18 protein-coding genes and 1 tRNA gene are annotated in these 22,393 nt (G+C 65.3%); 4 read left to right on the top strand and 15 right to left on the bottom strand.

Annotated features, from left to right (window positions below):
* Positions 1-3: 3 nt before the first annotated feature.
* The 8 genes from OCT39_RS01950 to OCT39_RS01985 all read right to left on the bottom strand — a co-directional run bounded on the left by OCT39_RS01950 (position 4) and on the right by OCT39_RS01985 (position 10,433).
* Positions 4-101, bottom strand: a tRNA-Sec gene (locus OCT39_RS01950).
* Between the two features lie 30 nt (positions 102-131).
* A complete protein-coding gene (gene selB / locus OCT39_RS01955) occupies positions 132-2,048 on the bottom strand; it encodes a selenocysteine-specific translation elongation factor (RefSeq protein ID WP_263586027.1) in 1,917 nt (638 codons plus the stop codon).
* On the bottom strand, positions 2,045-3,499 hold the full coding sequence (gene selA / locus OCT39_RS01960; RefSeq protein WP_263586028.1) for an L-seryl-tRNA(Sec) selenium transferase: 1,455 nt from the start codon (positions 3,497-3,499) through the stop codon (positions 2,045-2,047). Before selA ends, selB begins: the two co-directional genes overlap by 4 nt.
* A gap of 51 nt (positions 3,500-3,550) precedes the next feature.
* The gene (locus OCT39_RS01965; protein WP_263586029.1) at positions 3,551-4,504 is read right to left on the bottom strand and encodes a formate dehydrogenase accessory protein FdhE; all 954 of its coding nucleotides are present in this window, start codon (positions 4,502-4,504) and stop codon (positions 3,551-3,553) included.
* A 54-nt stretch (positions 4,505-4,558) separates the two neighbouring features.
* A complete protein-coding gene (locus OCT39_RS01970; RefSeq protein ID WP_263586030.1) occupies positions 4,559-5,263 on the bottom strand; it encodes a formate dehydrogenase subunit gamma in 705 nt (234 codons plus the stop codon).
* 2 nt (positions 5,264-5,265) lie between these two features.
* Complete coding sequence (fdxH, locus tag OCT39_RS01975) at positions 5,266-6,219, bottom strand: formate dehydrogenase subunit beta (protein WP_263586031.1); 954 nt, start codon at positions 6,217-6,219, stop codon at positions 5,266-5,268.
* Positions 6,216-9,302, bottom strand: coding sequence for a formate dehydrogenase-N subunit alpha (gene fdnG / locus OCT39_RS01980; protein WP_263587277.1), 3,087 nt, complete (start codon positions 9,300-9,302; stop codon positions 6,216-6,218). Before fdnG ends, fdxH begins: the two co-directional genes overlap by 4 nt.
* A 195-nt stretch (positions 9,303-9,497) precedes the next feature.
* Positions 9,498-10,433, bottom strand: a complete 936-nt coding sequence (locus OCT39_RS01985) for a LysR family transcriptional regulator (protein WP_263586032.1) — start codon at positions 10,431-10,433, stop codon at positions 9,498-9,500.
* A 175-nt stretch (positions 10,434-10,608) separates the two neighbouring features.
* Here OCT39_RS01985 and OCT39_RS01990 point away from each other — a divergent pair, with 175 nt between their 5' ends.
* A complete protein-coding gene (locus OCT39_RS01990) occupies positions 10,609-13,746 on the top strand; it encodes an EAL domain-containing protein (RefSeq protein WP_263586033.1) in 3,138 nt (1,045 codons plus the stop codon).
* Here OCT39_RS01990 and OCT39_RS01995 read toward each other — a convergent pair.
* Genes OCT39_RS01995 through mobA form a run of 4 tightly spaced genes read right to left on the bottom strand, consistent with a single transcriptional unit; the run spans position 13,676 to position 17,575 of the window.
* A complete protein-coding gene (locus OCT39_RS01995) occupies positions 13,676-14,692 on the bottom strand; it encodes a CobW family GTP-binding protein (protein ID WP_263587278.1) in 1,017 nt (338 codons plus the stop codon). The genes OCT39_RS01990 and OCT39_RS01995 overlap by 71 nt on opposite strands.
* A 9-nt stretch (positions 14,693-14,701) precedes the next feature.
* A complete protein-coding gene (moaA, locus tag OCT39_RS02000) occupies positions 14,702-15,694 on the bottom strand; it encodes a GTP 3',8-cyclase MoaA (RefSeq protein ID WP_263586034.1) in 993 nt (330 codons plus the stop codon).
* A complete protein-coding gene (gene glp / locus OCT39_RS02005) occupies positions 15,675-16,970 on the bottom strand; it encodes a gephyrin-like molybdotransferase Glp (RefSeq protein ID WP_263586035.1) in 1,296 nt (431 codons plus the stop codon). Before glp (OCT39_RS02005) ends, moaA begins: the two co-directional genes overlap by 20 nt.
* Positions 16,967-17,575, bottom strand: a complete 609-nt coding sequence (mobA, locus tag OCT39_RS02010; protein ID WP_263586036.1) for a molybdenum cofactor guanylyltransferase MobA — start codon at positions 17,573-17,575, stop codon at positions 16,967-16,969. Before mobA ends, glp (OCT39_RS02005) begins: the two co-directional genes overlap by 4 nt.
* Positions 17,576-17,752: 177 nt before the next feature.
* Between mobA and OCT39_RS02015 the strand changes: the two genes are divergently transcribed.
* From OCT39_RS02015 to glp (OCT39_RS02025), 3 genes are read left to right on the top strand one after another with little or no spacing between them, the layout of a single operon-like run.
* A complete protein-coding gene (locus OCT39_RS02015; protein WP_263586037.1) occupies positions 17,753-18,079 on the top strand; it encodes a DUF1244 domain-containing protein in 327 nt (108 codons plus the stop codon).
* Between the two features lie 46 nt (positions 18,080-18,125).
* Positions 18,126-18,635, top strand: a complete 510-nt coding sequence (gene moaB, locus OCT39_RS02020) for a molybdenum cofactor biosynthesis protein B (protein ID WP_263586038.1) — start codon at positions 18,126-18,128, stop codon at positions 18,633-18,635.
* Entirely contained in the window at positions 18,628-19,833 is a 1,206-nt protein-coding gene (gene glp / locus OCT39_RS02025; protein ID WP_263586039.1) for a gephyrin-like molybdotransferase Glp, read from the top strand. The genes moaB and glp (OCT39_RS02025) overlap by 8 nt, the downstream gene beginning before the upstream one ends.
* Here glp (OCT39_RS02025) and OCT39_RS02030 read toward each other — a convergent pair.
* The 3 genes from OCT39_RS02030 to OCT39_RS02040 are packed head-to-tail and all read right to left on the bottom strand — an operon-like array spanning position 19,808 to position 22,391.
* Positions 19,808-20,191, bottom strand: coding sequence for a hypothetical protein (locus tag OCT39_RS02030; RefSeq protein ID WP_263586040.1), 384 nt, complete (start codon positions 20,189-20,191; stop codon positions 19,808-19,810). The genes glp (OCT39_RS02025) and OCT39_RS02030 overlap by 26 nt on opposite strands.
* 3 nt (positions 20,192-20,194) lie before the next feature.
* Positions 20,195-20,725: a chemotaxis protein CheW gene (locus OCT39_RS02035; RefSeq protein WP_412031132.1), complete on the bottom strand. Its 531-nt coding sequence runs from the start codon at positions 20,723-20,725 to the stop codon at positions 20,195-20,197.
* Positions 20,706-22,391 carry a diguanylate cyclase gene (locus tag OCT39_RS02040; protein WP_263586042.1) on the bottom strand — a complete coding sequence of 562 codons (1,686 nt, stop codon included), beginning with the start codon at positions 22,389-22,391 and terminating at the stop codon, positions 20,706-20,708. Before OCT39_RS02040 ends, OCT39_RS02035 begins: the two co-directional genes overlap by 20 nt.
* Between the last annotated feature and the right edge of the window lie 2 nt (positions 22,392-22,393).

The following is a 22,393-nucleotide window of genomic DNA, read 5'->3' on the forward strand; positions in this document are numbered from 1 at the left end:
TCGTGGCGGAGGAGGGTGGGAGTCGAACCCACCAGGGGCTGCATGGCAGCCCCTACTCGGAGTTGAAGTCCGGTCGTCCCACCGGGGAGCGAACCTCCTCCTGCGTTGCGTCTCGAAAAGCCTAACCGCTTTTAGTGCCACATGCCAGGCTGGCGCAGCTGACGGGCGTCGCGCACGCGGCGGGTGTAGCCCACCTGGTCGAAGAACTCGAGCTGGGCGATGGCGAGCTTGCGGCCCACTCCAGTCCGGTCGCGGTAGTCGGCGGCGCGAATCGCGCCGTGCTCGCAGGCCAGACGCTCGATGATCTCGGAGAGCTGCGCGAGCGTTTCCGGCGGGTAGAAGTGATCCTTGCGCAGCTGAAAAAGCCGCCCCAGCCGTGCGTTGGCGTGCAGTACCTCGCGCACCCGGGGCTCGTCGAGATGGTACGCCTGGGCCAGGTCGCGCACCCGCGGCGGATCGAACTGGTTTGCCAAAAGCGGCAGCAGCGTTTGCGACAGCGCCTGGTCGGCCTCATCCAGCGCCACCTGGTGATGGGGGCTTTTGATGAAGGGACCCTGGGCGTCGACGCTTTTCGAGGCGATGAGCCCCTCGAGCCAGCGGCGAAAGAGCGCGACGTTCCAGCCGGGGGCGACCCAGCGGCGCAGCCGGTCGCGCTCCATACCGACTTCCGAAGGCGACTCTGCGTGAAACGTCTCCAGCGCCTCGATCAGCGTGCGGGCCAGGGCCTCCAAATGAATCGGGTCGAAGGCACGCGATTCGCTGGCGGCGCGAAGTAGCGTCAGGCCCTGGGCCTTGGCCTGGGCGGCGAGGCGCTCGACGCCTCGGTTGAGCGTGCTCGACAGCTCATCGAGCGAGATACCGCCGGGCTGAGGCGCGGCCAGCGCCTTGAGCGTGGGCGCGAAGCCGTCTTCGCGCTCGGCGGCGCCGGCCGCAAGCGCGGCCTGCAGCGTCGTTAGATAAGCCAAACGCTCTGGTCGGCGGGCGCCGCGCCGCGGCGGCCAAGGGTCGAGCACGCGCCCGCCGCCCAGGGTTTCGTCGGCACTTTGCGAGCGGATCACGAAGCGGTCGCCGCAGCAAGCGTGCACGGGTTGGTCGAGCGTTAGCTGGGCCAGCGCCTGGCCGCCGGGGGCGAGCGTCGGCGCTTCAAGAAGCCCCAGCCGCCCGGTCAGGTGCGCCGCGCCCATGTGAATGTGCACCGGCGTCCAGTGCAGCGCGTCGCGCTCGAGCGTCGGCAACAGCTTGAGCATCACGTCGATGCGCTGGCTGCTGGCCGGGGGCTCCGGCGCATCGACCAGCCAGTCGCCGCGCTTGAGCGACTCGCGCTCGATGCCGGCCAGGTTCAGCGCGCAGCGATCGCCCCGATGGGCCGCCTCGGCTGGCTGGTTCTGCCGACGAAGCCCGCGCACGCGAACGCGAATTTCCCTGGGCAACAGCCAAAGCGAATCCCCTTGCTCGACGCGCCCGTCCACCACCGTGCCGGTGACCACGACCCCGGCGCCTTTCTTGCTGAACGCCCGGTCGATGGCATGGCGAAAGCGCCCCGGCGCCGGGCGGGTCTGCCACTCGCCGGCGCGCCGTTCGAGCCAGATCGAGAGCGCCTCGACCCCGGTGGCCTGGCGCGCGCAGACGCTAAACACCGGGGCACCCTCGCCAAGCGCCTCGGCCTCTCGTTGGCGCGCTAGAATCTGCTCGTCGCTTGCCAGGTCGGTCTTGGTCAGCACCACCGCGACGACGGGAATCGAGAGCAATGTAAGAATGGCCAGATGCTCGCGGGTTTGCGGCATCACGCCGTCGTCGCAGGCAATGATCAAAAGCGCACCGTCGACGCCGGCCACGCCCGAGAGCATGTTGTGAACGAAGCGCTCGTGGCCCGGCACGTCGATGAAACCGAGCTCGGCGCCGCTGGCGGTCGTGGGGTAAATGAAGCCGGGCTCGATGGTCAGTCCGCGGCTTTTCTCCTCCTTGAGGGTGTCGGCATCCACGCCGGTCAGGGCGTGGAGCAGCGTCGTCTTGCCATGATCCACATGGCCCGCGGTCGCCAGAATCATGTCGGCGCCTCGGCGGCGGCGAGCGCGGTGGTCAGCGACTCGGCCAGAAGCTGCTCATCGTCGACGGCCAGACAGCGCAGGTCGAGCCATAGCGCGCTCTCCTTGAGGCGCCCGATGATCGGGCGTGAAAGCTCGCGACAGGCACACTCGAGACGCTTGAGCGCCTGCTCGCGCGCCTCGCGCCGTGGAGCGCTGGATTCCAGCACCAGCGCCGTGCTCGGCAGCCGGTCCACCGGCAGCGAGCCGCTGCCGAGCTGGCTCATGCAGGGGGCCAGATGAGCGCGGTACCCGGCGGGATGCGTCGTGATGCCGGCCAGCACACGCTCGCCAGCGGCCTGGATGACGTCCGCCTCGCGGGTCAACAGGCGCAGGGTGGGAAGCGAGTGCGCCGGGTGGTCGTCGTCGCGGTAGTGTTTGAGCGTAGCTTCGAGCGCGGCGAGCACGAGTTTGTCCAGGCGCAGCGCGCGCTTGAGCGGGTGGCGCTTGATGCGCTCGATGAATTCGCGCTTGCCGGCGATGATGCCGGCCTGGGGGCCGCCGAGCAGCTTGTCGCCGCTGAAGGTCACCACGTCGGCGCCGGCGGCAATGGCATCAGAGGGCTGGGTTTCGTAGGGCAGCCCGAGGCGTGAAAGATCGGTGAGCGCGCCGCTGCCAAGATCCACCACCAGCGGGAGCCCCGCGGCGTGCGCGATCTCGGCCATGTCCGCTTCGTCCACCGCCCGGGTGAAGCCCTCGATGGCGTAGTTGGAGGTGTGCACCTTGATCAGAAGCCCGGTCTCTTCATTGATCGCCTCGCGGTAGTCCTTCGGGTGGGTGCGGTTGGTGGTGCCCACCTCGCGAAGCCGGCAGCCGGCGGCGGCCATGATGTCCGGCATGCGAAAGGCGCCGCCGATCTCGATCAGCTCGCCACGCGACACGATCGCCTCCCGACCGGCGCCGAGCGCCCCTAAGGTGAGCACCACGGCGGCGGCGTTGTTGTTGACCACCGTGGCGGCTTCCGCACCGGTCAGCTCACAGATCAAGGCTTCGATCAGGTCGTCGCGGTCACCGCGCCCGCCGGAGGCGATGTCGTACTCCAGCGCCACCGGGTAGCGGGCCACCTGGGCCATGGCATCGATGGCGGGCTCGGAGAGCAGCGCCCGGCCCAGGTTGGTATGAATCACGGTGCCCGTCAGGTTGAACACCGCCCGGGCATTGGGCGCGACGAAGCGCAGAAGATTTTCACTCACCTGACGTGCCAGCGCCGCCTCGTCGAGCCCCGGCGCCCTGGGCGACTGGCGAAGCGCAGTCAGCGTATCGCGGGCGACGCGGGTGCACAGGCGCTGGCCGTACTGCTCGGCAAGCGCTCGGAGCGTTGGGTGGTCGAGCAGTCGGTCGACCGAGGGCAGCGCGCGGCGCCAGTCCGGCGCCGTCAGGGAGGAGGCGATTGTCGAAGAGGCGGTGTCAGTCATGGGGCTTTCGTGTATCCGAGTCGAGCGGTGGCCGGGCGTCTCGCAATCGGATCAGCTCTGCGCATCGCCGAAGGCGAGCAGCGGATTGAACCCCGCGCGGGCGTAGCCCAGCTCTTCCAGCAGCACATCCAGGCCAAGCGTTGCGATATCGTCGGCGAACGGGTCGGTATCGGCTTCCCATTCGCGGTCCATTAACTTAACGCTTGCGCGGCAGGCGCCGCAACTCTCGGCGCGAAGGGGCAGCGCGCGTTTGCCGTCCGGGCCCTCTACGCCGATATAGTCGAGCTTTTCGGTATCGAAGCAGTGGCTACAGCGCGCCCGCTCGAGATACCACTGGGTCGCGCAGAGCCCGCACACCAGGTAGCGCACCCGCGAGCGGTGGCGGCCGAGCTGCACGGTGGAAGCGACCGGCGGCGACCCACAGCAGGGGCAGAGCCCCTGCGCGGCGCCCTTGGGGCGGCCGGGAAGGCGCTTGAGCGAGCGCGCCAGCCGCGTCCAGGTGACCTGCAGCGCCGCGCCCACCAGCGGTGCCAGCGCGCGCTGATCAAAGGCGATGCTCTTTTGTTCGACGATGGCACGGGCGATCTCCCTGCGCTCGCTGAGCTTGCCAGGCGTAGCCAAAAGTGCGCGCTGGGCGTCAAACGTCTCGCCTTCGTCGGCGAGGGTCTGGTCCAGCGCATCGAGCAGCATCGCTAGATCCGCCTGCCAGTCCAGCGTCTCGATCAGCGCCGTGGGCGCCAGCGGCGGAAATTCGTGGGCCAGCGCCATGTCCCAGCTCTGCGGGTCGAAGGCGTCGGCCTGGCGCTCCTTCAATACGCGGTGCTGGGCGCGGGCCAGGTGGTCGTTGAAGCCCAGAAACAAGCCCATCTCGTCAAGGCGCGTTTGCAGCTCGCGAAAGCGGGCCGCGCGCGTGGCGAACAGGCGCGATTCTGCCACCACCACCTGGGGCGGCTCGCCGTGGCGCGGGGGCTTTGGGTCGTGCAGCGTGTCGGATATGTCGCTCATGCGCGCTCCTGCGAAACGGGGCGCTTGAAGGCGCCCCGTGGTGTCGTATTGCGATCAGGCGACAGGGTCGTCACGCCTGGTCGGGGCGTCCGTACTCGGCCGCGACCGCTCGCGCTTGACGTGGTCATCGTACCAGAGGGGGTGATGATGTTTGGCCCAAGCGTGGGTTACGAAGCCGCGAATCATGGCGCCAAACGAGCCCTTGACCCAGATCGCCGCGTAGATGTGGATCACGATGGTGAGAATCGCGCCAAACGCGGCGAGCGCGTGTAGAAGGCTTGCGATGCGCACAATGGTGACCGGGAAGTAGCCGGCAAACCAGGGTCGCCACATCAATACGCCGGTGATCAAGAGCGTCGGCACGCAGAGCACCAAAAGCCAGAACACCAGCTTCTGGCCCGGGTTGTACTTGCCGATGGGCGCCACCTTCTCGTCGCGGTTGGCGAGGACGTCCTTGATCTGCTTCATCCAGCGCACGTCGTTTTTGATCGGCAGGTTGTTGCCCACGTGGCTGACCGCCATGAGCGCAAAGAGCAGAAAGAACGCCACGCCGATGAACGGGTGCAGAATGCGCGCCCACACCGGCCCGCCCAGCGTATGGGTGAGAAAGAAGAACGCCGGATGAAAAAAGGCCAGCCCCGAAAGCGCCAGCAGGATGAAACTCAGCGCCATCGTCCAATGGTTGACCCGGGTCGAGGCCGAATAGCGCAGCATCATGCGCTGGCCCAAGTGGTTTCGGTTTTGATCGTCGCGGCTCATGGTCACTTCTCCTGTCGGACGTCGCTCGGCTCGGCATCGGACGCTGCATGAGCGCGATCACGAAGGTAAGCGTCCTCGCCTTCCGGGCCGAACACCTCTTCGTCGAGCGGCTCGTCCTTCGGCCCCTTGGTGAGGTAGTGCATGAAACCGGCGAACGCCGTGATGCCGATGATCGCGCTCATGATCGGCTTGGCCGGGCCTTTCCAGGCGCTGACGAACGGCGAAATGGCGGGCTTGGCTGGCAGGCCGGCGTAGATCTCCGGGGTGTCGGCGTGGTGCAGCACGTACATCACGTGGGTGCCGCCGACGCCCGCCGGGTCGTAGATGCCCGCTTCACTAAAGCCACGCCCTTTCAGGTCGTCGACGCGCTGGGCGGCGCGGGTGAGCATGTCCGCTTTGGAGCCGAACTCGATACAGCCGGTCGGGCAGGTTTTCACGCAGGCGGGCTCGAGCCCCACCGAGACGCGATCCGAGCAGAGCGTGCACTTGTAGGACTTACTGTCGCGCTCGGAGATGCGCGGGATGTCGAAGGGGCAGCCGGTGACGCAGTAGCCGCAGCCGATGCACTTGTCCGAGTCGAAATCGACGATGCCGTTGGCGTACTGCACGATCGCCCCCGGCGCCGGGCAGGCGGTGAGACAGCCCGGGTCGGCGCAGTGCATGCAGCCATCCTTGCGAATCAGCCACTCGAGATCGCCGCTGGCGTTCTCATGCTCGGTGAAACGCATCACCGTCCAGGAGTTTTCGGTCAGATCCCCGGGGTTGTTGTAGGTGCCGCTATTGATGCCGACCTCGTCGCGAACGTCGTTCCACTCCATGCAGGCGACCTGACACGCCTTGCAGCCGATGCAGCGGCTGACATCGATCAGCTTGGCCACGGGCTCGACCTCGTGACGCCCCTGAGGGGGCGTCGTGGTCGTGGCGGAACGGCGCAGGATATTTTGCGTATTGCTCATGCCCTGCCTCCTGAAGTGTCTTTCTCGACGTTGACCAGAAAGGACTTGAATTCCGGCGTCTGGGTATTGGCATCGCCCACAAAAGGCGTGAGCGTATTGGCCAGAAAGCCCTTACGGGCAAGGCCCAAAAAGCCCCAATGAATCGGAATGCCCACCTGGTGCACGATACGGCCGCCGACGGTGATCGCCTTGATGCGCTTGGTGACCACCGCCACGGCGCGAATGTAGCCGCGCTTCGACGACACCCGTACCCAGTCGCCCTCCTTGATGCCCAGCTCGTTACCCAGTGCCTCGCCGATCTCGACGAACTGCTCGGGCTGCACGATGGCATTCAGGTGCACGTGCTTGGTCCAGTAGTGGAAGTGCTCGGTCAGCCGGTAGGTGGTGGCCGCATACGGGTACTCCTCCCAGGTACCCATCATTTCCAAGTCCTGGTCGAAGACCCGGGCCGCCGGGTTGTAGCGCACCTTGTCGTTGCGCGGGAAGAGCAGGTTGCCCTCCGGTACCGGGCTCTCCAGCGGCTCGTAATGGGTGGGGAAGGGGCCTTCCGCCATGCCCTGGCTTGCGAACAGCTTGCCCACGCCCTCCGGGTTCATGATGAAGGGCATCTGACCGCGGGTCGGCGCGGAGTCCACCGGGAAATCCGGAATGTCGGCACCGGTCCAGCGCCGGGTGACGTTATCCCACCAGACGAGCGCCTTGCGCTCCGACCAGGGCGTGCCGTCGAGTTTGGCCGAGGCGCGGTTGTAGAGAATCCGCCGGTTGGCCGGCCACGACCAGGCCCAGCCAAGCGTCTGACCAATGCCGTAGGGGTCGGCGTTGTCGCGGTTGGCCATCTGGTTGCCATCCTCGGTCCAGGCGCCGGCGAAGATCCAGCAGCCGCAGGCGGTCGAACCGTCGTCACGCAGCTCGCCAAAGCCCGCAAGCTGCTCGCCCATGCGCCGCACAAGCTGCCCATTGACGTACACATCGCTAATCGCGCGGCCGTTGTACTCCCGGGCAAGCTCTTCCGGGGCGGGCTTGTCGGGCTGTTTGTAGTGCCAGGCCATTCCCAGAATCGGGTCCGGGAAGGCGCCGCCGTCGCGCGCGTAGAGCGCACGCACGCGGGTGAAGAGCGCGCCCAGAATGTGGGTGTCGGCGCGCGCCTCGCCGGGGCCTGAAGCGGCGGGATAGTGCCACTGCAGCCAGCGGGCGCTGTTGACCGTGGAGCCTTCGTCCTCGGCGAACGACAGCGCCGGCAGGCGGAACACCTCGGTCTGGATTTCGCTTGGGTCGACGTCGTTGTACTCGCCGGCGTTGCGCCAGAACTCGGCGGTTTCGGTGTTGAGCGGGTCGATCGAGACCAGATACCTGAGTTTCGACAGCGAGCGCGACACCTTCGCCTTGTTGGGAATCGCCGCCAGCGGGTTGAACCCCTGGCAGAAGTAGCCGTAAATCTCGCCTTTCGACATCCGCTCGAAGGTGTCGAGAATGTCGTAGAGCGGCTTGTCGAGCTTGGGCAGCCAGTCGAACGCCCACTGAGTGTCCTCGCGGGCGTTATCGCCGTACCAGGCCTTCATCAGACTTATGAAAAACGCGTCGGCGTTTTGCCAGTACGACACCTGACCTGGCTGTAGCGGCGCCCGGCGCCGGGCCTCGAGGAAGGTGTCGACGTCCTGCTCGTCGTCCACCGGCGCCGAAATGTAGCCCGTTAGCTGGTTCGACAGAAGCCCGAGATCCGTCAGCCCCTGGATGTTGGAGTGGCCGCGCAGGGCGTTGACTCCGCCGCCGCGGATGCCGACGTTGCCCAGCAAAAGCTGAACCATACCGGCAGTGCGGATGATCTGTGACCCCAGCGAGTGCTGGGTCCAGCCGAGCGCGTACATTAGCGTGGTGGTGCGATCCGGCGTGGCCGTGCTTGCCAGCGTGTCCCAGACGCGCAGGATCTTCTCGACCGGCGTGCCGCAGATCGAGGAGACCATCTCCGGTGTATAGGCGTCGAAGTGCTCGCGCAAAAGCCGGTAGACGCAGCGCGGATGCTCGAGGGTGTCATCCCTGAGCGCGAAGCCGTCGGCACCGGTCTGATAGACCCAGTGCTCCTTGTCGTACGAACGCGTGTGTTCATCGTAGCTGTCGAACAGCCCGTCCTCGAAGCCGAAGCCATCGTCCACCAGCAGGGCCGCATCGGTGTAGTTGAGCACGTACTCGCGCTGGATCTGGTCGGTGTCGATCAGATAGCGAATCAAGCCCCCGAGAAAGGCAATGTCCGTGCCGGTGCGAATCGGCGCGTAGAAGTCCGCGACCGAGGCGGTACGCGTAAAGCGCGGATCCACCACCAAAAGCTGGGCGTTATTGTGCTCCTTCGCCTCGGTGACCCAGCGAAACCCGACCGGGTGCGCCTCGGCGGCGTTGCCCCCCATGACCAGAATGACGTCGGCATTGCGGATATCGACCCAGTGGTTCGTCATCGCACCGCGACCAAATGTTGGGGCAAGACCTGCCACCGTTGGTCCGTGTCAAACGCGCGCCTGGTTGTCGAAGGCCAGCATGCCGAGGCTGGTGATGAACTTGTGGGTCAGGTAGCCCGCTTCGTTGGAGGAGGCGGAGGCGGCCAGAAAACCGGTGGTCGTCCAGCGGTTGACCGTGCGGCCCTCGCTATCGGTTGCAACGAAGTTCTCGTCGCGATCCGCCTTCACGTGGCGGGCGATCCGGTCGATCGCCTCGTCCCAGGAGATGCGCTTCCACTCATCGGTGCCGGGCTCGCGCACCTCGGGAAACTCGAGGCGCGACGGGCTTTTGACGTAGTCCAGTAGGCCCGCGCCTTTCGGACAGAGTGCCCCGCGGCTAACCGGGTGATCCGGATCGCCTTCGATGTGGATGATCTGCTGGTGAGCATTTTTCGCCTCGTCACCGCGGCTATAGATCAGGACCCCGCAGCCTACCGAGCAGTAGGTGCAGATGTTGCGCGTCTCTTTGGTGTGGGTCAGCTTGAACGGGCGAATGGAGGCCGCCGCCGCTTCCGGCGCAAACCCCATCATCGCCATACTGGAAGTGGCGAGCCCCGCCGCCCCCAGTTTGAAGAACCCGCGTCGGGTTACTTGGATCGTCATGGTTCACCTCGGGCATCGATAGCACTCGACGGGAAGGCGCAAATTCGAGCCACGTTAAAGCCACGGCGTTGTCGCGCGTTTGTCTTTGTCGGGTGCCGGTACGGTCCTGGTACGATTTATTGGTTTGGGTATAAAACCAGACTAGCAGCTAATGCCGGCCAGTGGTCCAGGTGATCGTTCAACGCTTCATTAAAGCGGCTTCGGGCTTGCGGGCGCGTCAACGTCGCCCACGGCGCCGCTGACCAGTGCTAAAAACGCATCCACCACCCGGTTGGGGCGCCGGTCCCGGCGGGTAATGAGCACAAACGGAATGCGATAGCTTCTCCGCTCGGCGTGCAGCGCGCGCATCTTGCCTGACTCGACCCACTGCGCGGCGACGTGCTCGGGCAAAAAGCCCAGATAGCGCCCGGTCAGGATGAGAAACGCCGCCCCTTCACGGTCCGAGGCCGAGGCGCGAAGCGTCAGGGCGTCGTGGGCCTGGCGCGCCTTGAGCGGCAGCGGGTAGCGCGGCGCCACCGCCGGCGCTTGGGTGATCTGCGCCCAGGCGGGGGCAGGCGCATCGAAAAGCGGGTGGCCGGCACCGCAGTAAAGGTAGGAGGGCTCGTCGTAGAGCCAAAGCGTCTCGAGGCTGGCGGGCAGGTTGACGTTGGGTACCACGCCGACGTGAAGATGACCGTCCATGACCTGGCGAATTACCGCATCACTTGGGTCCATCTGGATATTGACGCTGATCTCGTGGCTTTTCGAGGCGAGCTCGCCAAGCGCATCGGTGACGTTCATGGCGGGCAGCGTCACCAGGTTGTCGGTGATGCCGATATTGAGCTCGCCCTTGAGCGTGCGATGAAGCGCGTTCACGCCGCTTTTGAAGGTTTCCAGCGCCGCCAATAGCGTAAGCCCGGCTTCATAAAGCTCCTTGCCCTCTTCGGTGAGGCTGAAGCCGCCGCGGCCGCGCTGACAAAGCGACAGGCCCACGCGCTTTTCCAGATCGCTCATGTGCTGGCTGATGGCCGAGCGGCTGATGCCGAGCGTGGTTTCCGCCGCGGTGAAGCCACCGCACTCGACCACGGTATTGAATACCCGGATCAAGCGGATTTCGTAGTCGCTCATCTGCCCAAGCGATACCATGAGGCTCTCCTGTTCCAGGAAACGATCTTTTTAGACAGATCGTTTACAATGGCGCCGGTGTTTAAGCAACCTATCGTATCGCTTTGGGTCAGGATCACACACCTTGAACGTCAACAACCTTTCGCCCGCACGTTCGGCTGCGGTCTGCTGATCTCATGAAGAAGGCATCCCCGTAATGTCTCACTCACCGGATAGCACCCCCTCGTCGATCCTCGAGCCTCCTGGCCCCGCCGCCACTGGGCGACGCGCCGTACTGTGCTACGTGCTGGCGCTGATCGTCACCATCGGTGTCTCCAGCGCGATGATGTACCAGCAGTACCGCCAGGAAATCAGCACCGCCGAACTGCGTATGGAGGCGCGCGCCAGCGTCGTCGCTCAGTGGACCAGTGGCATCATGGGCCAAAGCGAGCAGGCGCTTTTCAGCCTCTCGGAATTGATGTCGTTTTTCGAAAACGAGGGGGGGCGTAATCCCGAAGCGCTAGAGCAGGCGCTCGATCACCTGACCCGCTACGTCACCTCCGTCGACGAAATGGGCGTACTCGATGCAAGTGGCCGCGTCATTCTGGCTAGCGACGAGCGCTACGAAGGGGTCTCGTATCGCGATGCCGGGTTCTTCGAAGCGTTCAAGAGTAGCGATCTTGTGCACGATGCCACCACGCTTCAGCGTTCTCCGGAAAGTGGCGAGGTCTATCTTTATAGCGCTCGGCGCCGGGACGACGCCCAGGGCGAGTTTGCCGGTCTCGCTGTCTCGCGTATTCGTCCGCAGATCTTTGCCGATGCCCTCTCCCGGGTCGGCATCAGTGACGGCGAGAGCATTGCGCTGATCGACACCGACTATCAGCTCATCGCACGCCATGCGCAGCCACCGCTGCGTGTCTCGATCGGCCAGCGGTTGGAGCTTCCCGCCACGTGGACGCCGCTCGCCTCCAACGAGTACTCGCGTACCTTCGTGATGCGCTCGCCCATCGATCATCGCGAACGGCTGCTGCATATGGAGCGCGTCGGCGACTATCCCATCTACGCCGTCGTCGGTGTGGACCGCCAGCATCTTTTGAGCGAGTGGCGCGACCGCGTGGCGCTTTTGTGCCTCGTGATGATACTGATCGCGCTGCTGGGTGCCTGGGGGCTTCGCCACTATCTCAACCGGCTGGCGCTGGCGAGGCTTTTACAAACGCGCATCGAGGAGCGCGAGCTCGCCAGGGCACAGGCCCGCGAGCGCGACGTGCGCCTGGATGCACTGGTGAATTCGCTGCAGGATCTGATCTTCGTCTTCGATGAGCAGGGGCGTTTTAGCTACGTTCACGCGATCGACAGAACGCGGCTATTGCTCGAGCCTGAGCTCATCATCGGGCGCCACTTCACCGAGTTACTGCCAAAGGACCTGGCCGAGGCCTTTCAGAACGTTTTCGAACGCGTCAAGCGGCTGCGTCAGGTGGAGAACTACGAGTATCCACTGACCCTCGACGGCAAACTCAACCATTTTAACGCCACGGTCAGCCCGCTGACGGACGTGAGTGGCCAGTTTAGCGGCGTGCTGTCGGTGGTGCGCGACATCACCGAGGACAAAAAACTGCAGGCGGAACTCAGAATCGCCGCCGCCGCCTTTCAGACCCATCTGGGCATTCTGATCACCGATTGTAAGGGCTACATCCTCAAGACCAACGACACGTTCAGGCGCATCACCGGCTACAGCGAAGAGGAAATGGTCGGTAAAACGCCGCGGATGTTCAGCTCGGGTCAGCACGGTGCGGCGTTCTACCGCGAGCTTTGGCAGCGCGTGCATCAAAGCGGCAACTGGGAAGGCGAGATCTGGAACAAGCGTAAAAACGGCGAGCTCTTTCCGCAGTGGATCACCATCAGCGCCACCTACGACGACAGCGACACACTCAGCCACTACGTGGCGACCATCAGCGACATCAGCGAGCGCAAGGCCGCTGAGCAGGAGATTCACCAGCTTGCGTTCTACGACCCGCTGACCGGGCTTAGCAACCGGCGCCTGTTCATGGACCGGCTCGAAACCGCCCTGAAAGAGATCAACCGCCACCAGCGTTTTGGAGCGGTGATGCTGTTCGATATCGACAGCTTCAAGGAGATCAACGATACCCTGGGCTACCACGCGGGGGACCAGTTGTTGCGCGGCGTGTCGCGGCGCCTGTCGCGGATGCTGCGCGACACCGATACCCTGGCGCGGCTTGGCGGCGACGAGTTCGCGGTGCTGGTCGAGGGCGTGGACAGCAGCCTGGCGCAAACGCACCAGCTGGCCCGCGGCATCGCCAACAAGCTCATGGCCACGCTCAGTGAGCCCATTCGTATCAATGATAGCCTGATCACGGTGACCGCCAGCGTCGGGGCGACGATGATGTCGAACGACCAGCAGAACATGGACGACTACCTGCAGCAGGCGGATATGGCGCTCTCCCAGGCCAAGGCGAGCGGCCGTCAGGCGCTGCGCTTCTTCACTCCGGACATGCAGGCGGAGCTCTTGACCCGAGTGCGGCTCGAGGCCGACCTGCGCCAGGCGGTCATCTTCAAGCAGTGGCATCTTTTCTATCAGCCCCAGGTCGACGCCGATGGCACCCTGACCGGCGTCGAGGCGCTGCTGCGCTGGGATCACGCCGAGCGTGGCATCATCTCGCCGGGCGCGTTCATGCCGCTTTTGGAGTCCACCGGGCTGATCAATGAAGTCGGCGAGTGGATTCTGGAGCAGGCGTGCTGGCAGCTCATCGAGTGGGCGCGCGACCCGATTCTCGCGACGCTGACGCTGTCGATCAATCTGAGTCCGCTGCAGTTTCGCGAACCAGGCTTCGTTCGCCGAACCGAAAGCGTGTTCCAGCGCACCCAGGCGCCGCTTTCGCGCCTGAAGCTCGAGGTGACCGAGTCGCTGTTCGTCGAGGCGCCAGAGGACGTGCGCGATACCATGCTGCGGCTCAAGGCCCACGGCGTGCGCTTTTCGCTCGACGATTTCGGTACCGGCTACTCATCGCTTTCGTATCTGGCCCAATTGCCGCTGGACCAGCTCAAGATCGATCAGTCCTTCGTGCAGCAGGTGCCGGAAAGCTCGGCCAACGCGGCCATCGTAAGCACCACCATCGCCCTGGCATCGAGTCTGAGTCTGGACGTCATTGCCGAAGGGGTGGAAACCCAAGAGCAGTACCAGTGGCTATTGGCCAACGGCTGTTACGCGTTTCAGGGGTATCTGTTCGGCCGGCCCATGCCAGTCGCCGCGCTCGAGGCCATCGCGCTCAGTGCGAGAGAGCGGCCAGACGATCGAGAAGGGTCGGGTGATCCAGGGCCTGGTCGTCGGGAAGAATGACTTCCAGGCGCGAGTCCTGACGCCAGGCGCTCGCCTCGACGCTCAATACGCCCTCGGCGCGATTGAGCCGTTTCCAGCCGCCGTCGGTATGGAACACGCCCTTGGCCCGCGCTGCCTTGGGCAGCTCTGATAGCGTGTGGGCGAGCCGGTCGAGATCGAAGCGCTCATCCGGATGCCAGCGAAGCCCGCTGCTGGCGTAGCCTAGTGCCGAGGCGGTCTCGAGTCGCGGCGAGCCAGGCGCGGGCGAGCCAGGCGCGGGCGGGGCGCCGAAAAAATGGCCCGAAAGCGTTGGCGGGGCGACCAGTACCCGGTGGGCGTCGGGCATGACCACCGTTGATGAACCCGCCTGGCCGCCCTGGGTGAGAAGCGACAGCGGCAGCGCTCCGCCCGCGCTGTCGTGGACCCACTTGGGTGCGGGCCATAGCGCCTCGACGAAGGCCCGGCCGCGGGCGTTCTGGGCTTCAACGGCCTGGTCGGTCAGCGTGAGTACCACGGCGTCCGCCACGGCGAGCTGGTCGTTGAAGGTTTCGTGCTCGCGCACCCGGGGCTCATCGAGTCGGCGTGGGTCGAGGGTGGCGATGATGTCGCGCACCTCCAGCACGCCCTCAAAAGCTTCGCCGCGCAGCAGATCCAGCAGCCCCGCCGGATGGCCAAGGCCCGACGGTTCGATGATCACCCGATCGGGCCTGGAGCGGCGGATCAGCTCGACCAGCGCCGCTTGCAGCACGAACGCGAGCTGGCAGCACAGACACCCGCCGGGCAGGCCTTTGACCACCACGTCGTCGCGATGGTCGAACATCGTTTGGTCGATGCCGATCTGGCCGAACTCGTTGACCAGTACCGCCCATTTCTCTTCCACAGGCTTTTGCTCGATCAGGCTGTGGATAAGCGTGGTCTTGCCGCTGCCGAGAAAGCCGGTCACCACGTGGGTGGGAATGCGCGCCATCGTCACGGGTTAGCCGCCGGTCATGTTCATGAAGCGCACCACCTGCACATCGCCGTCGGTCGTGAAGTGGTGGCGCTCGGGCTTGAGCGGCAGCGCATGGATGATCGCACGCTTGAGCGCGTCCATGTCGCCGGGATGGCGGCGAAGCACCGCGCGCAGATCCACCGAGTGCTCGTTGCCCAGACACAGCAAGAGCCGCCCCTCGACGGTGACGCGCACCCGGTTGCAGCTGTCGCAGAAATTGTGGCTGTGCGGCGAGATGAAGCCGATGTGGCTGTCGCTGTCACTCATCTTGAAGTAGCGCGACGGGCCCGGCGTGGTCACCGTACTTGGCATCAGCGGGTAGCGCGCCTCGATCAGCGCCTTGACGTCGTCGCTTGAGTAGAAGGTTTCGGCGCGAGAGTGATCCGACACATCCCCCAGCGGCATCTCTTCGATGAAGCTGATATCGAGGCCTTCCCGGCGGGCGAAGTCGACCAAATCCAGCACCTCATCGTCGTTGCGCCCCTTGAGGATCACTGCGTTGAGCTTGATGCGCTCAAAGCCCACCTCTTTGGCGGCGCGAATGCCATCGATCACCTTGTCCAGATCACCGGTGCGGGTCAGCGCCTTGAAGCGCGCGGGGTCGAGCGAGTCGAGGCTTACGTTGAGCCGCTTGAGCCCGCCGTCGAAAAGTCGTTGGGCGTGCTTTCTGAGGCTTGCGCCGTTGGTGGTCATGGTGAAGTCACTGAGCCCGGGCAGGGCGCCGATCTCGTCGACCAGCTCGCCAATATTACCGCGCACCAGCGGCTCACCGCCGGTCAGGCGGATTTTCTCAACGCCGAGCTCGGTAAAGGCCCGCGCGACGGTGGCGATCTCTTCGAGGGTGAGCACCTGCGCACGCGGAAGAAAGGTCATCTCCTCGCTCATGCAGTACACGCAGCGAAAGTCGCAGCGATCAGTGACTGAGATCCGTACGTAGTTGACCCGGCGGCCAACGCTGTCAATCAGTTGCTCGGTCATGGCCATCTCTCGAACCGGTGGATGGGGACAGTGTAGTCGATTGGGGCGCGCGAAGCGGCTGGATCGCGACGACCTCGCCCGCCACGGCGACATCGCGCTCCTCACAAAGCTCGATCAGACAGTTGGCCGCCACCATCGAGGTTAACATACCCGAGCCCTGGGCCTTGAGCGCGCGTACACGTATCACGCCTTGTTCATCGCCCCGGTACACCCCGCGAAGCAGATCGAGCCGCCCCAGGCGCCCTTCAACCGGCGAGTCGAGTACCGCCGTCAGGCGCGCGGGCGCGGCAACGGGCTGGCCCTCCAGGCGCGCCAGTAGCGGCGCAACGAACTGATGAAATGTCACCATCGCTGCTACCGGGTTCCCGGGCAGCCCGACGAAGGGCGTTTGGCGCGCGCCGAGTGTGCCGCAGGCCAGCGGCTTGCCCGGTCGCAGCGCCACCCGCCAGAAGCCGAGCGTGCCCAGCCGCTCAAGCGCACTACGGGTGAAATCCTTCGTGCCCACCGAGACGCCGGCGCTGGTGAGCACCAGGTCGCTCTGCTCGGCGGCCCTGCCCAGCGCGGAGACGATCGCCTCCGGGTCGTCCGGCAGGATGCCAAGATCCAGCACGCGCGCACCGGCCTCTTGTAAAAGCCCCTTTAAGGCGAATCGGTTGGCGTCGAAAATACCCGCCGGTGGCAGCGTCTCGCCGGGCTCGGTGACCTCGTTGCCGGTGGAAAAGAGCGCCACCTTCGGGCGCTTGACGACGCGCACCGTGGCAAGCCCCAGCGAGGCGATCAGTCCAAGAGCGCCGGGGTCGAGACGCGTGAGCGCGGACAGCACTGGAGCACCCGCGGCCAACTCCTCACCGGCCCGGCGAACGTTCTGGCCTTTCACCACGCGCTCGGGGTCGTTGAGCATCACGGCGCCGTCGTGCTCATCGAGCTGCTCGCAGGCGATGACCGTGTCGGTGCCTGGCGGCAGCGGCGCGCCGGTGGTGATGCGCACGCACTCGCCTTCACCGAGCGCGCCGTCAAAGCGCTGACCGGCGAAGGCGCTGCCAGCCGGATGCCAGCGCGCGGGCAGCGCCTCGCGCCAGCCAAGCGCGATGCCATCCAGCGCCGCGTTGGTGTAGCGGGGCACGTCCATGGGCGCCGTGATCGACTCACTCAACAGGCGCCCGAGCGCCTGGTCGAGGCGAACCTCCTCGCTGCCTATCGGCCGGGGGACCAGCGCGAGCAGTGCCTGGCGCGCCTGGTCGACGCTCAGCGGCGCGCCACTTCGATCCGGCGTCATGGCCGCTCCCGGCGGGCGTCCGCGCGGCCAAGCTCCAAACGCTTGAGCGCCTCTTCGCTGTTGAGGTTGACGAACGCCTCCTTCACGTCAGAGAAATCCACCCGCCGCGCTTCAAAACGCTCGAACCAGCGGCCGAGCTTGCGCTCGCCGCTGGCCAGAAAGGCGCCGAGATCGTCGGCCAGCGCAGTGGCGATGAGCGCCACCGTCGGGTGGTCGCGCTCGCCGTCGAAGGCGATGGCCGCCTGGCCGCCGTCGAGCCCACCGACCAGGCGCTCGACCAGCGTCATGGGCAGAAGCGGCGTATCGCAGGGCACCACGATCAGCCACGGCGTTTTCGCCGCCAGCAGGCCGCTGTAGATGCCCATCAGCGGGCCGAAAAAGCCGGGCCTGGCATCCTCGATCACGCGCGGACCCAAAAGCGCATAGGCGTCCTGATTGCGGTTGGCGCTGACGAGGGTTTCGCTCACGCGCCCTTCCAGGCGCTTCAAGGCGTGGGCGAACAGCGGCAGGCCCTCGAAGGGCGCCAGGCCCTTGTCACGCCCGCCCATGCGGCGACCTTCGCCGCCGGCCAAAATCAGTCCGGTCAGTTGCTGTGGCGCGATCATGAAAGTGCCCTGCGCGTGATGAGTGAAGCCGTCGGCACGCCTGAAAGGCGCGGCTTTTAAAGGTAGACCGCGCCTGAGTCGCGACGTGCTCAGAGTGTGCCATATTCGCAGCGGCGAAAACGTTTTTAAAGCGACTCTTTTGCTATGCTGAGCACCATTCAACCGCGGAGAGCTTTCATGCACGCCTTCAACGATCTGGACCCGACGACCCAAACCGAACTCGAAGCCGCCGCCTTTCGTCGGCTGCTGAGCCATCTGGACGCCAACAAGGACGTTCAGAACATCGACCTGATGATTCTGGCGGATTTTTGCCGCAACTGTCTCTCGAAATGGCTGGTCAGCGCCGCCGAGGAGCGCGGCGAACGCCTCGACTACGAGGCCGCCCGCCAGCACGTTTACGGCATGCCCTACAGCGAGTGGAAAGAGCACCACCAGGCGAAGGCCACACCGGAGCAGCTCGCCGCGCTCGAGGCGCGCCAGGCGAACAAGAGCCACGAGGAGTAGCGCCTTGGAAACGCAAAACAGCCCTCAAGCGGCCAGGTCAGGGGACATGGAGGCCTTGAATATCGCCGTGCTCACCGTCTCCGACACCCGCACCGAGGAGAGCGACCGCTCTGGCGCGCTGTTAATCGAGCGGCTGGAAGGCGCTGGCCACCGGCTGGTGGAAAAGCGCATCGTGGCCGACGATATGTACCGTATTCGCGCGGTGGTGGCCGAATGGATCGCAAGCAGTGAGGTGCAGGTGGTGATCACCACCGGCGGCACCGGCTTTACCGGGCGCGACTCCACCCCGGAGGCGGTATCGGTACTGTTCGATAAAGCCATCGAAGGGTTCGGCGAGCGCTTTCGCCAGTTAAGCGGCGACGAGATCGGAAGCTCCACGATTCAGAGCCGCTGCCTGGGCGGGCTTGCCAACGCCACCGTGATCTTCTGCCTGCCGGGCTCTACCGGGGCGTGTCGCACCGGCTGGGACCGCCTGCTGGCCGAGCAGCTCGACAGCCGCCATAAGCCCTGCAACTTCGCCAACCTGGTGATTCCCGGGCGGGGGCAGCATGGCTGAGCTTGCCCCCATCGAGAAAGCGTTAGAGGCGCTTCTGGCCGACGTAAGCCCGCTGGACACTGAGGACGTAGCGCTCGATGACGCCGCCGAGCGCGTGCTGGCCGCCGCCGTCACCGCCGCGCTCGACGTGCCCGCCCGGGACAACAGCGCCATGGACGGCTACGCCCTGCGCGCCGCGGACGCCGGCGGCTGGCTGCCGGTCTCCCAGCGTATCGCCGCGGGCCACCCGGCCGCGCCGCTTGCGCCAGGCACCTGCGCGCGCATCTTCACCGGCGGCGAGCTGCCGGAGGGTGCCGACTGCGTGGTGATGCAGGAGGAGGTCGAGCTCGACGGCGAGCGGGCGAACATCCCCGCCGGTATCGCGGTGGGCAATAGCGTGCGCCGCCGCGCCCGGGATGTCGCCCGTGGGGATGTCCTGCTCGAAGCGGGCACGCGGCTAAACGCCGCCGCGCTTGGCCATCTGGCGGGGCAGGGCATCGCGCGGGTGAGCGTGCGTCGCCGTCCGCGGGTGGCGTTATTGTCCACCGGTGATGAGGTCATCGAGCCCGGCCAGCCGATCGCGCCCGGCCAGCTCTACAACAGCAACCGGCCGATGCTCAAGCGCCTTCTGGAGAGCTTCGGCGCCGAGGTCGTGCATACCGAAAGCGTGCCGGACAGCTTCGGCGAGACCTGCGCCTGCCTGACCCGGGCGGCTCAGGGCGCCGATGTGGTCATCACCACCGGCGGGGTGAGCGTCGGCGAGGAGGATCACGTCAAAAAAGCGTTGGAGGCGCTGGGCCAGCTGGATCTCTGGCGTTTGGCCATTCGCCCGGGCAAGCCGCTGGCGCTGGGGCGGCTGCCTCGCGGGGAGGGGGGCGCGGCGCGCTTTGTCGGCCTTCCCGGCAACCCGGTGTCGGGGTTTGTCGGCGCGTGGCTGTTTCTGCGCCCGCTGATGGGGGGGCTTCTGGGCTGCCCGGCGCTCGCCTCGATTCCACATCTTCCAGCGGTGGCGCGCTTTTCGACCACCACCGGCCCGCGCCAGCACTACATGCGCGTAAGGCTTTCGTTTACCCCCAGCGGCATCGAGGCGCACGCCTTCGAGGATCAGGATTCGTCGGTGCTCTCTTCCTGCGTGGCCGCCGACGCGCTCGCCGTCGTCGAGGCGCATCGGACGGTCACGCCCGGCGATTCGCTTACGTGTCTGTGGCTGGCGCCGTAGGGCCTGTGAGTCGCTCGGCGTCCAGTAGCCATAGCTCGGCACGTGCTCCTTGCATGGCCACGCCGCACAAGGGGGCCAATGCGCGTGCCTTGACGAGCGCAGGCAAGGGGTAAAGCGCCGAGGCGGGCCACTCGATGAGCTCGACGCTGCCCCCGACCCCGAGTTGCCACACGCCTTGTGCGTCGCTTAGCGTAAGCCAGCGATCCGGGGGAGCGTCGTTATCCGGTAGACCCAGTAGCGCTGCTGCCCGGATGACGCGTTCGACGTCGGCGTGCAGGGTGAGGCGGCGTACCTGGCTTGCCTCGAGCGCGTAGCGGTAGGGGCCTGTCGAGAAGGCGACGAGCGCGACCGTCGGCACGCGCTACCCCTGGCCTGCCTGAAAAGCGCTCAGCAGCGCCTGGGCATCGAGCAGGGCGATGGCTTCACGCTCGTCTCTATGGATCAACGCGCCAACGAAGGGTTTGAGCGCTTCAGGCAGCGTTTCAGGCGGGGGCTTGAGCGCGCTGATCACGACGTCGCAAACATCGTCCAGCTGCTCAATGCGCACCCCTGTGGTAATCGCATCGCCACGAACGAGCAGGATCATGCCATCGCTTCTGGACGCCTCAAGTCCCAGAAGGCGCTCGAGCGTAATAACGGACTCGATGGTGCCCCGCAGATGGATTACGCCCTCGATGGTATCGGGCAGCCCGGGTATGAAGTACACGCTTTGCTCGCCGCTCAGAATTTCGCTCACCACGCTTCCGGCCAAGGCAAAGCGCTGACCGGCCAGCCGAAAAAGCACCACTTGCTGAGTCGGCTCATCTACCTCAAGGCCTGAGCATCCGGCGCCCTGGCTTGAAAGCGCCTGCTCGAGATCCAGACGAGGATCATCATTGGTCGTCAAGGGCATCGGCCTCCGTGTTGATGACGAGCTGATTACGCCCTTGGCTCTTGGCGCGGTAAAGGGCCTGGTCGGCACTAACGCGCAGCGTCTCGGTGGAAGGGTGGCGGGGAAAATCGCTGATACCGGCGCTGAAGGTGCAGTTGAAGCGCGCGTCACCGGCGTGAAAATCGACCTGCTCAAAGTCTTGGCGTAGCCTCTCGATCAGCCGGGTGGCGATGTCCAGCGTCACGTTTTTCATCAGGATGACGAACTCTTCACCGCCGTAGCGGCCGATGATGTCCGAGGTGCGAAAGCGCGTTTTCAGCATGTGCGCCAGGGTGATGATGACCTGGTCGCCCGCCAGGTGGCCGTAGGTATCGTTGATGTCCTTGAAGTGGTCGATATCGAGCATGGCCATGGCATGGTGAGTGTCGTCCCGGTACGCCTGCACCAGCGTCCGGTTGATCAAATCGGTGGTGGTGCTGTGGTTATAAAGACCGGTCATGCTGTCCTGGGTCATCAGCGCGCGCAGGTGCCGCAAGCGCTCGGCGCGCAGCGTCACGGCGGCCACCAGATCATCGGGGATGACGGGCTTGGTGATGAAGCCTTCTACGCCGGCGTTCATGGCCGTCAACTGCTTCTGGCTGTCGGTCTCGCCAGAGAGGTATATGATCGGAAGCCCCACGTACTCCGGCTGCTGGCGTACGATGGTGGCCAGCTCCTCGCCGGAACAGACCGGCATGTACATGTCTACCAGCATCAAATCCGGGTTGAAGCGTTCCAGCGTAACGAATGCCTGGGCGGGGGAGTGAGCCTGCTGGGTGATCATGCCGGCACGCTCGAGCAAGGCGGCGTGATAGCCAGCCGCTTCCGGCTCGTCGTCCACTACCAGCACTCTGAGCGGTTCGTCGTCGGGTTCGGCGGTCAACTTGTCCAGCGCCAGCATTATCTCCAGTGGCTTCACCGGTTTGATGAAGTAGCCGCTGCAGCCGGCGCGCACCGCGCTGAGTCGTGAACCGAAATCGCCAGAGGAGGAGAGTACGATGGCCGGCAGCCGCTCGCCGGTCAGCTTGTTCAGGCTGGCCAGGGTTTCGGGACCAGCGGTCTTTCCCTGAGGGAACTGGACATCCATGATGATGGCGTCGGGCCGACGTGTCAGTACCGCGTTGAAGAAGGTCTGCGTGTCTTCGAAGTGGTACGCCTCGTGGCCGAAACAGCGTAAATGATGCAGCAGTTGGCTGACCTGCTCGGGCTCATCGTCGCAGAGATAGATCAGCCGCTGGCGATGATTGCCTGCGCGCAGGGCAGTTGCCGGGAGTTCCACCGTGGCGGATGAGCCGTGTGTGGTCGCCTGGTTTTTTTGCTTTAACAGATTTGCCTGTTCCTGACGGAGCTTGCCAAGCAGTGTATCCATCATCGGGGCGATATGCGCCTGCGCCGATGTCGAGGTGAGAAGCTTCTCGCCCTGTTCGGCTAACGCGGCGAGTCGCTCGAACCCCAGTGAACGCCCGGTGCCTTTCAGGCTATGGAAAAAACGATGTAGATCCGGTGCCAGCCGCGCCCGCGCCTCGCAGGAGGCTTGGCTTTGCTGCCACTGCTGGGTAACGGCCTGCAACCGTTCTGGGAGCTGCTCGACGAAGCGCAAGCGCAGCTCGTTGAGTTTGTCGTGCAGTGTCTGGGCGTGGGACGGCATCT

The sequence above is a fragment of the Halomonas sp. GD1P12 genome, from assembly GCF_025725645.1.
In the GTDB taxonomy this organism is placed as follows: domain Bacteria; phylum Pseudomonadota; class Gammaproteobacteria; order Pseudomonadales; family Halomonadaceae; genus Vreelandella.

Coding starts and splice junctions, on each gene's coding strand:
- selB (WP_263586027.1), bottom strand. CDS start 2,048: ATGATTCTGGCGACCGCGGGCCATGTGGATCATGGCAAGACGACGCTG.
- selA (WP_263586028.1), bottom strand. CDS start 3,499: ATGACTGACACCGCCTCTTCGACAATCGCCTCCTCCCTGACGGCGCCG.
- OCT39_RS01965 (WP_263586029.1), bottom strand. CDS start 4,504: ATGAGCGACATATCCGACACGCTGCACGACCCAAAGCCCCCGCGCCAC.
- OCT39_RS01970 (WP_263586030.1), bottom strand. CDS start 5,263: ATGAGCCGCGACGATCAAAACCGAAACCACTTGGGCCAGCGCATGATG.
- fdxH (WP_263586031.1), bottom strand. CDS start 6,219: ATGAGCAATACGCAAAATATCCTGCGCCGTTCCGCCACGACCACGACG.
- OCT39_RS01985 (WP_263586032.1), bottom strand. CDS start 10,433: ATGGTATCGCTTGGGCAGATGAGCGACTACGAAATCCGCTTGATCCGG.
- OCT39_RS01990 (WP_263586033.1), top strand. CDS start 10,609: ATGTCTCACTCACCGGATAGCACCCCCTCGTCGATCCTCGAGCCTCCT.
- OCT39_RS01995 (WP_263587278.1), bottom strand. CDS start 14,692: ATGGCGCGCATTCCCACCCACGTGGTGACCGGCTTTCTCGGCAGCGGC.
- moaA (WP_263586034.1), bottom strand. CDS start 15,694: ATGACCGAGCAACTGATTGACAGCGTTGGCCGCCGGGTCAACTACGTA.
- glp (WP_263586035.1), bottom strand. CDS start 16,970: ATGACGCCGGATCGAAGTGGCGCGCCGCTGAGCGTCGACCAGGCGCGC.
- mobA (WP_263586036.1), bottom strand. CDS start 17,575: ATGATCGCGCCACAGCAACTGACCGGACTGATTTTGGCCGGCGGCGAA.
- OCT39_RS02015 (WP_263586037.1), top strand. CDS start 17,753: ATGCACGCCTTCAACGATCTGGACCCGACGACCCAAACCGAACTCGAA.
- moaB (WP_263586038.1), top strand. CDS start 18,126: ATGGAGGCCTTGAATATCGCCGTGCTCACCGTCTCCGACACCCGCACC.
- glp (WP_263586039.1), top strand. CDS start 18,628: ATGGCTGAGCTTGCCCCCATCGAGAAAGCGTTAGAGGCGCTTCTGGCC.
- OCT39_RS02035 (WP_412031132.1), bottom strand. CDS start 20,725: ATGCCCTTGACGACCAATGATGATCCTCGTCTGGATCTCGAGCAGGCG.
- OCT39_RS02040 (WP_263586042.1), bottom strand. CDS start 22,391: ATGCCGTCCCACGCCCAGACACTGCACGACAAACTCAACGAGCTGCGC.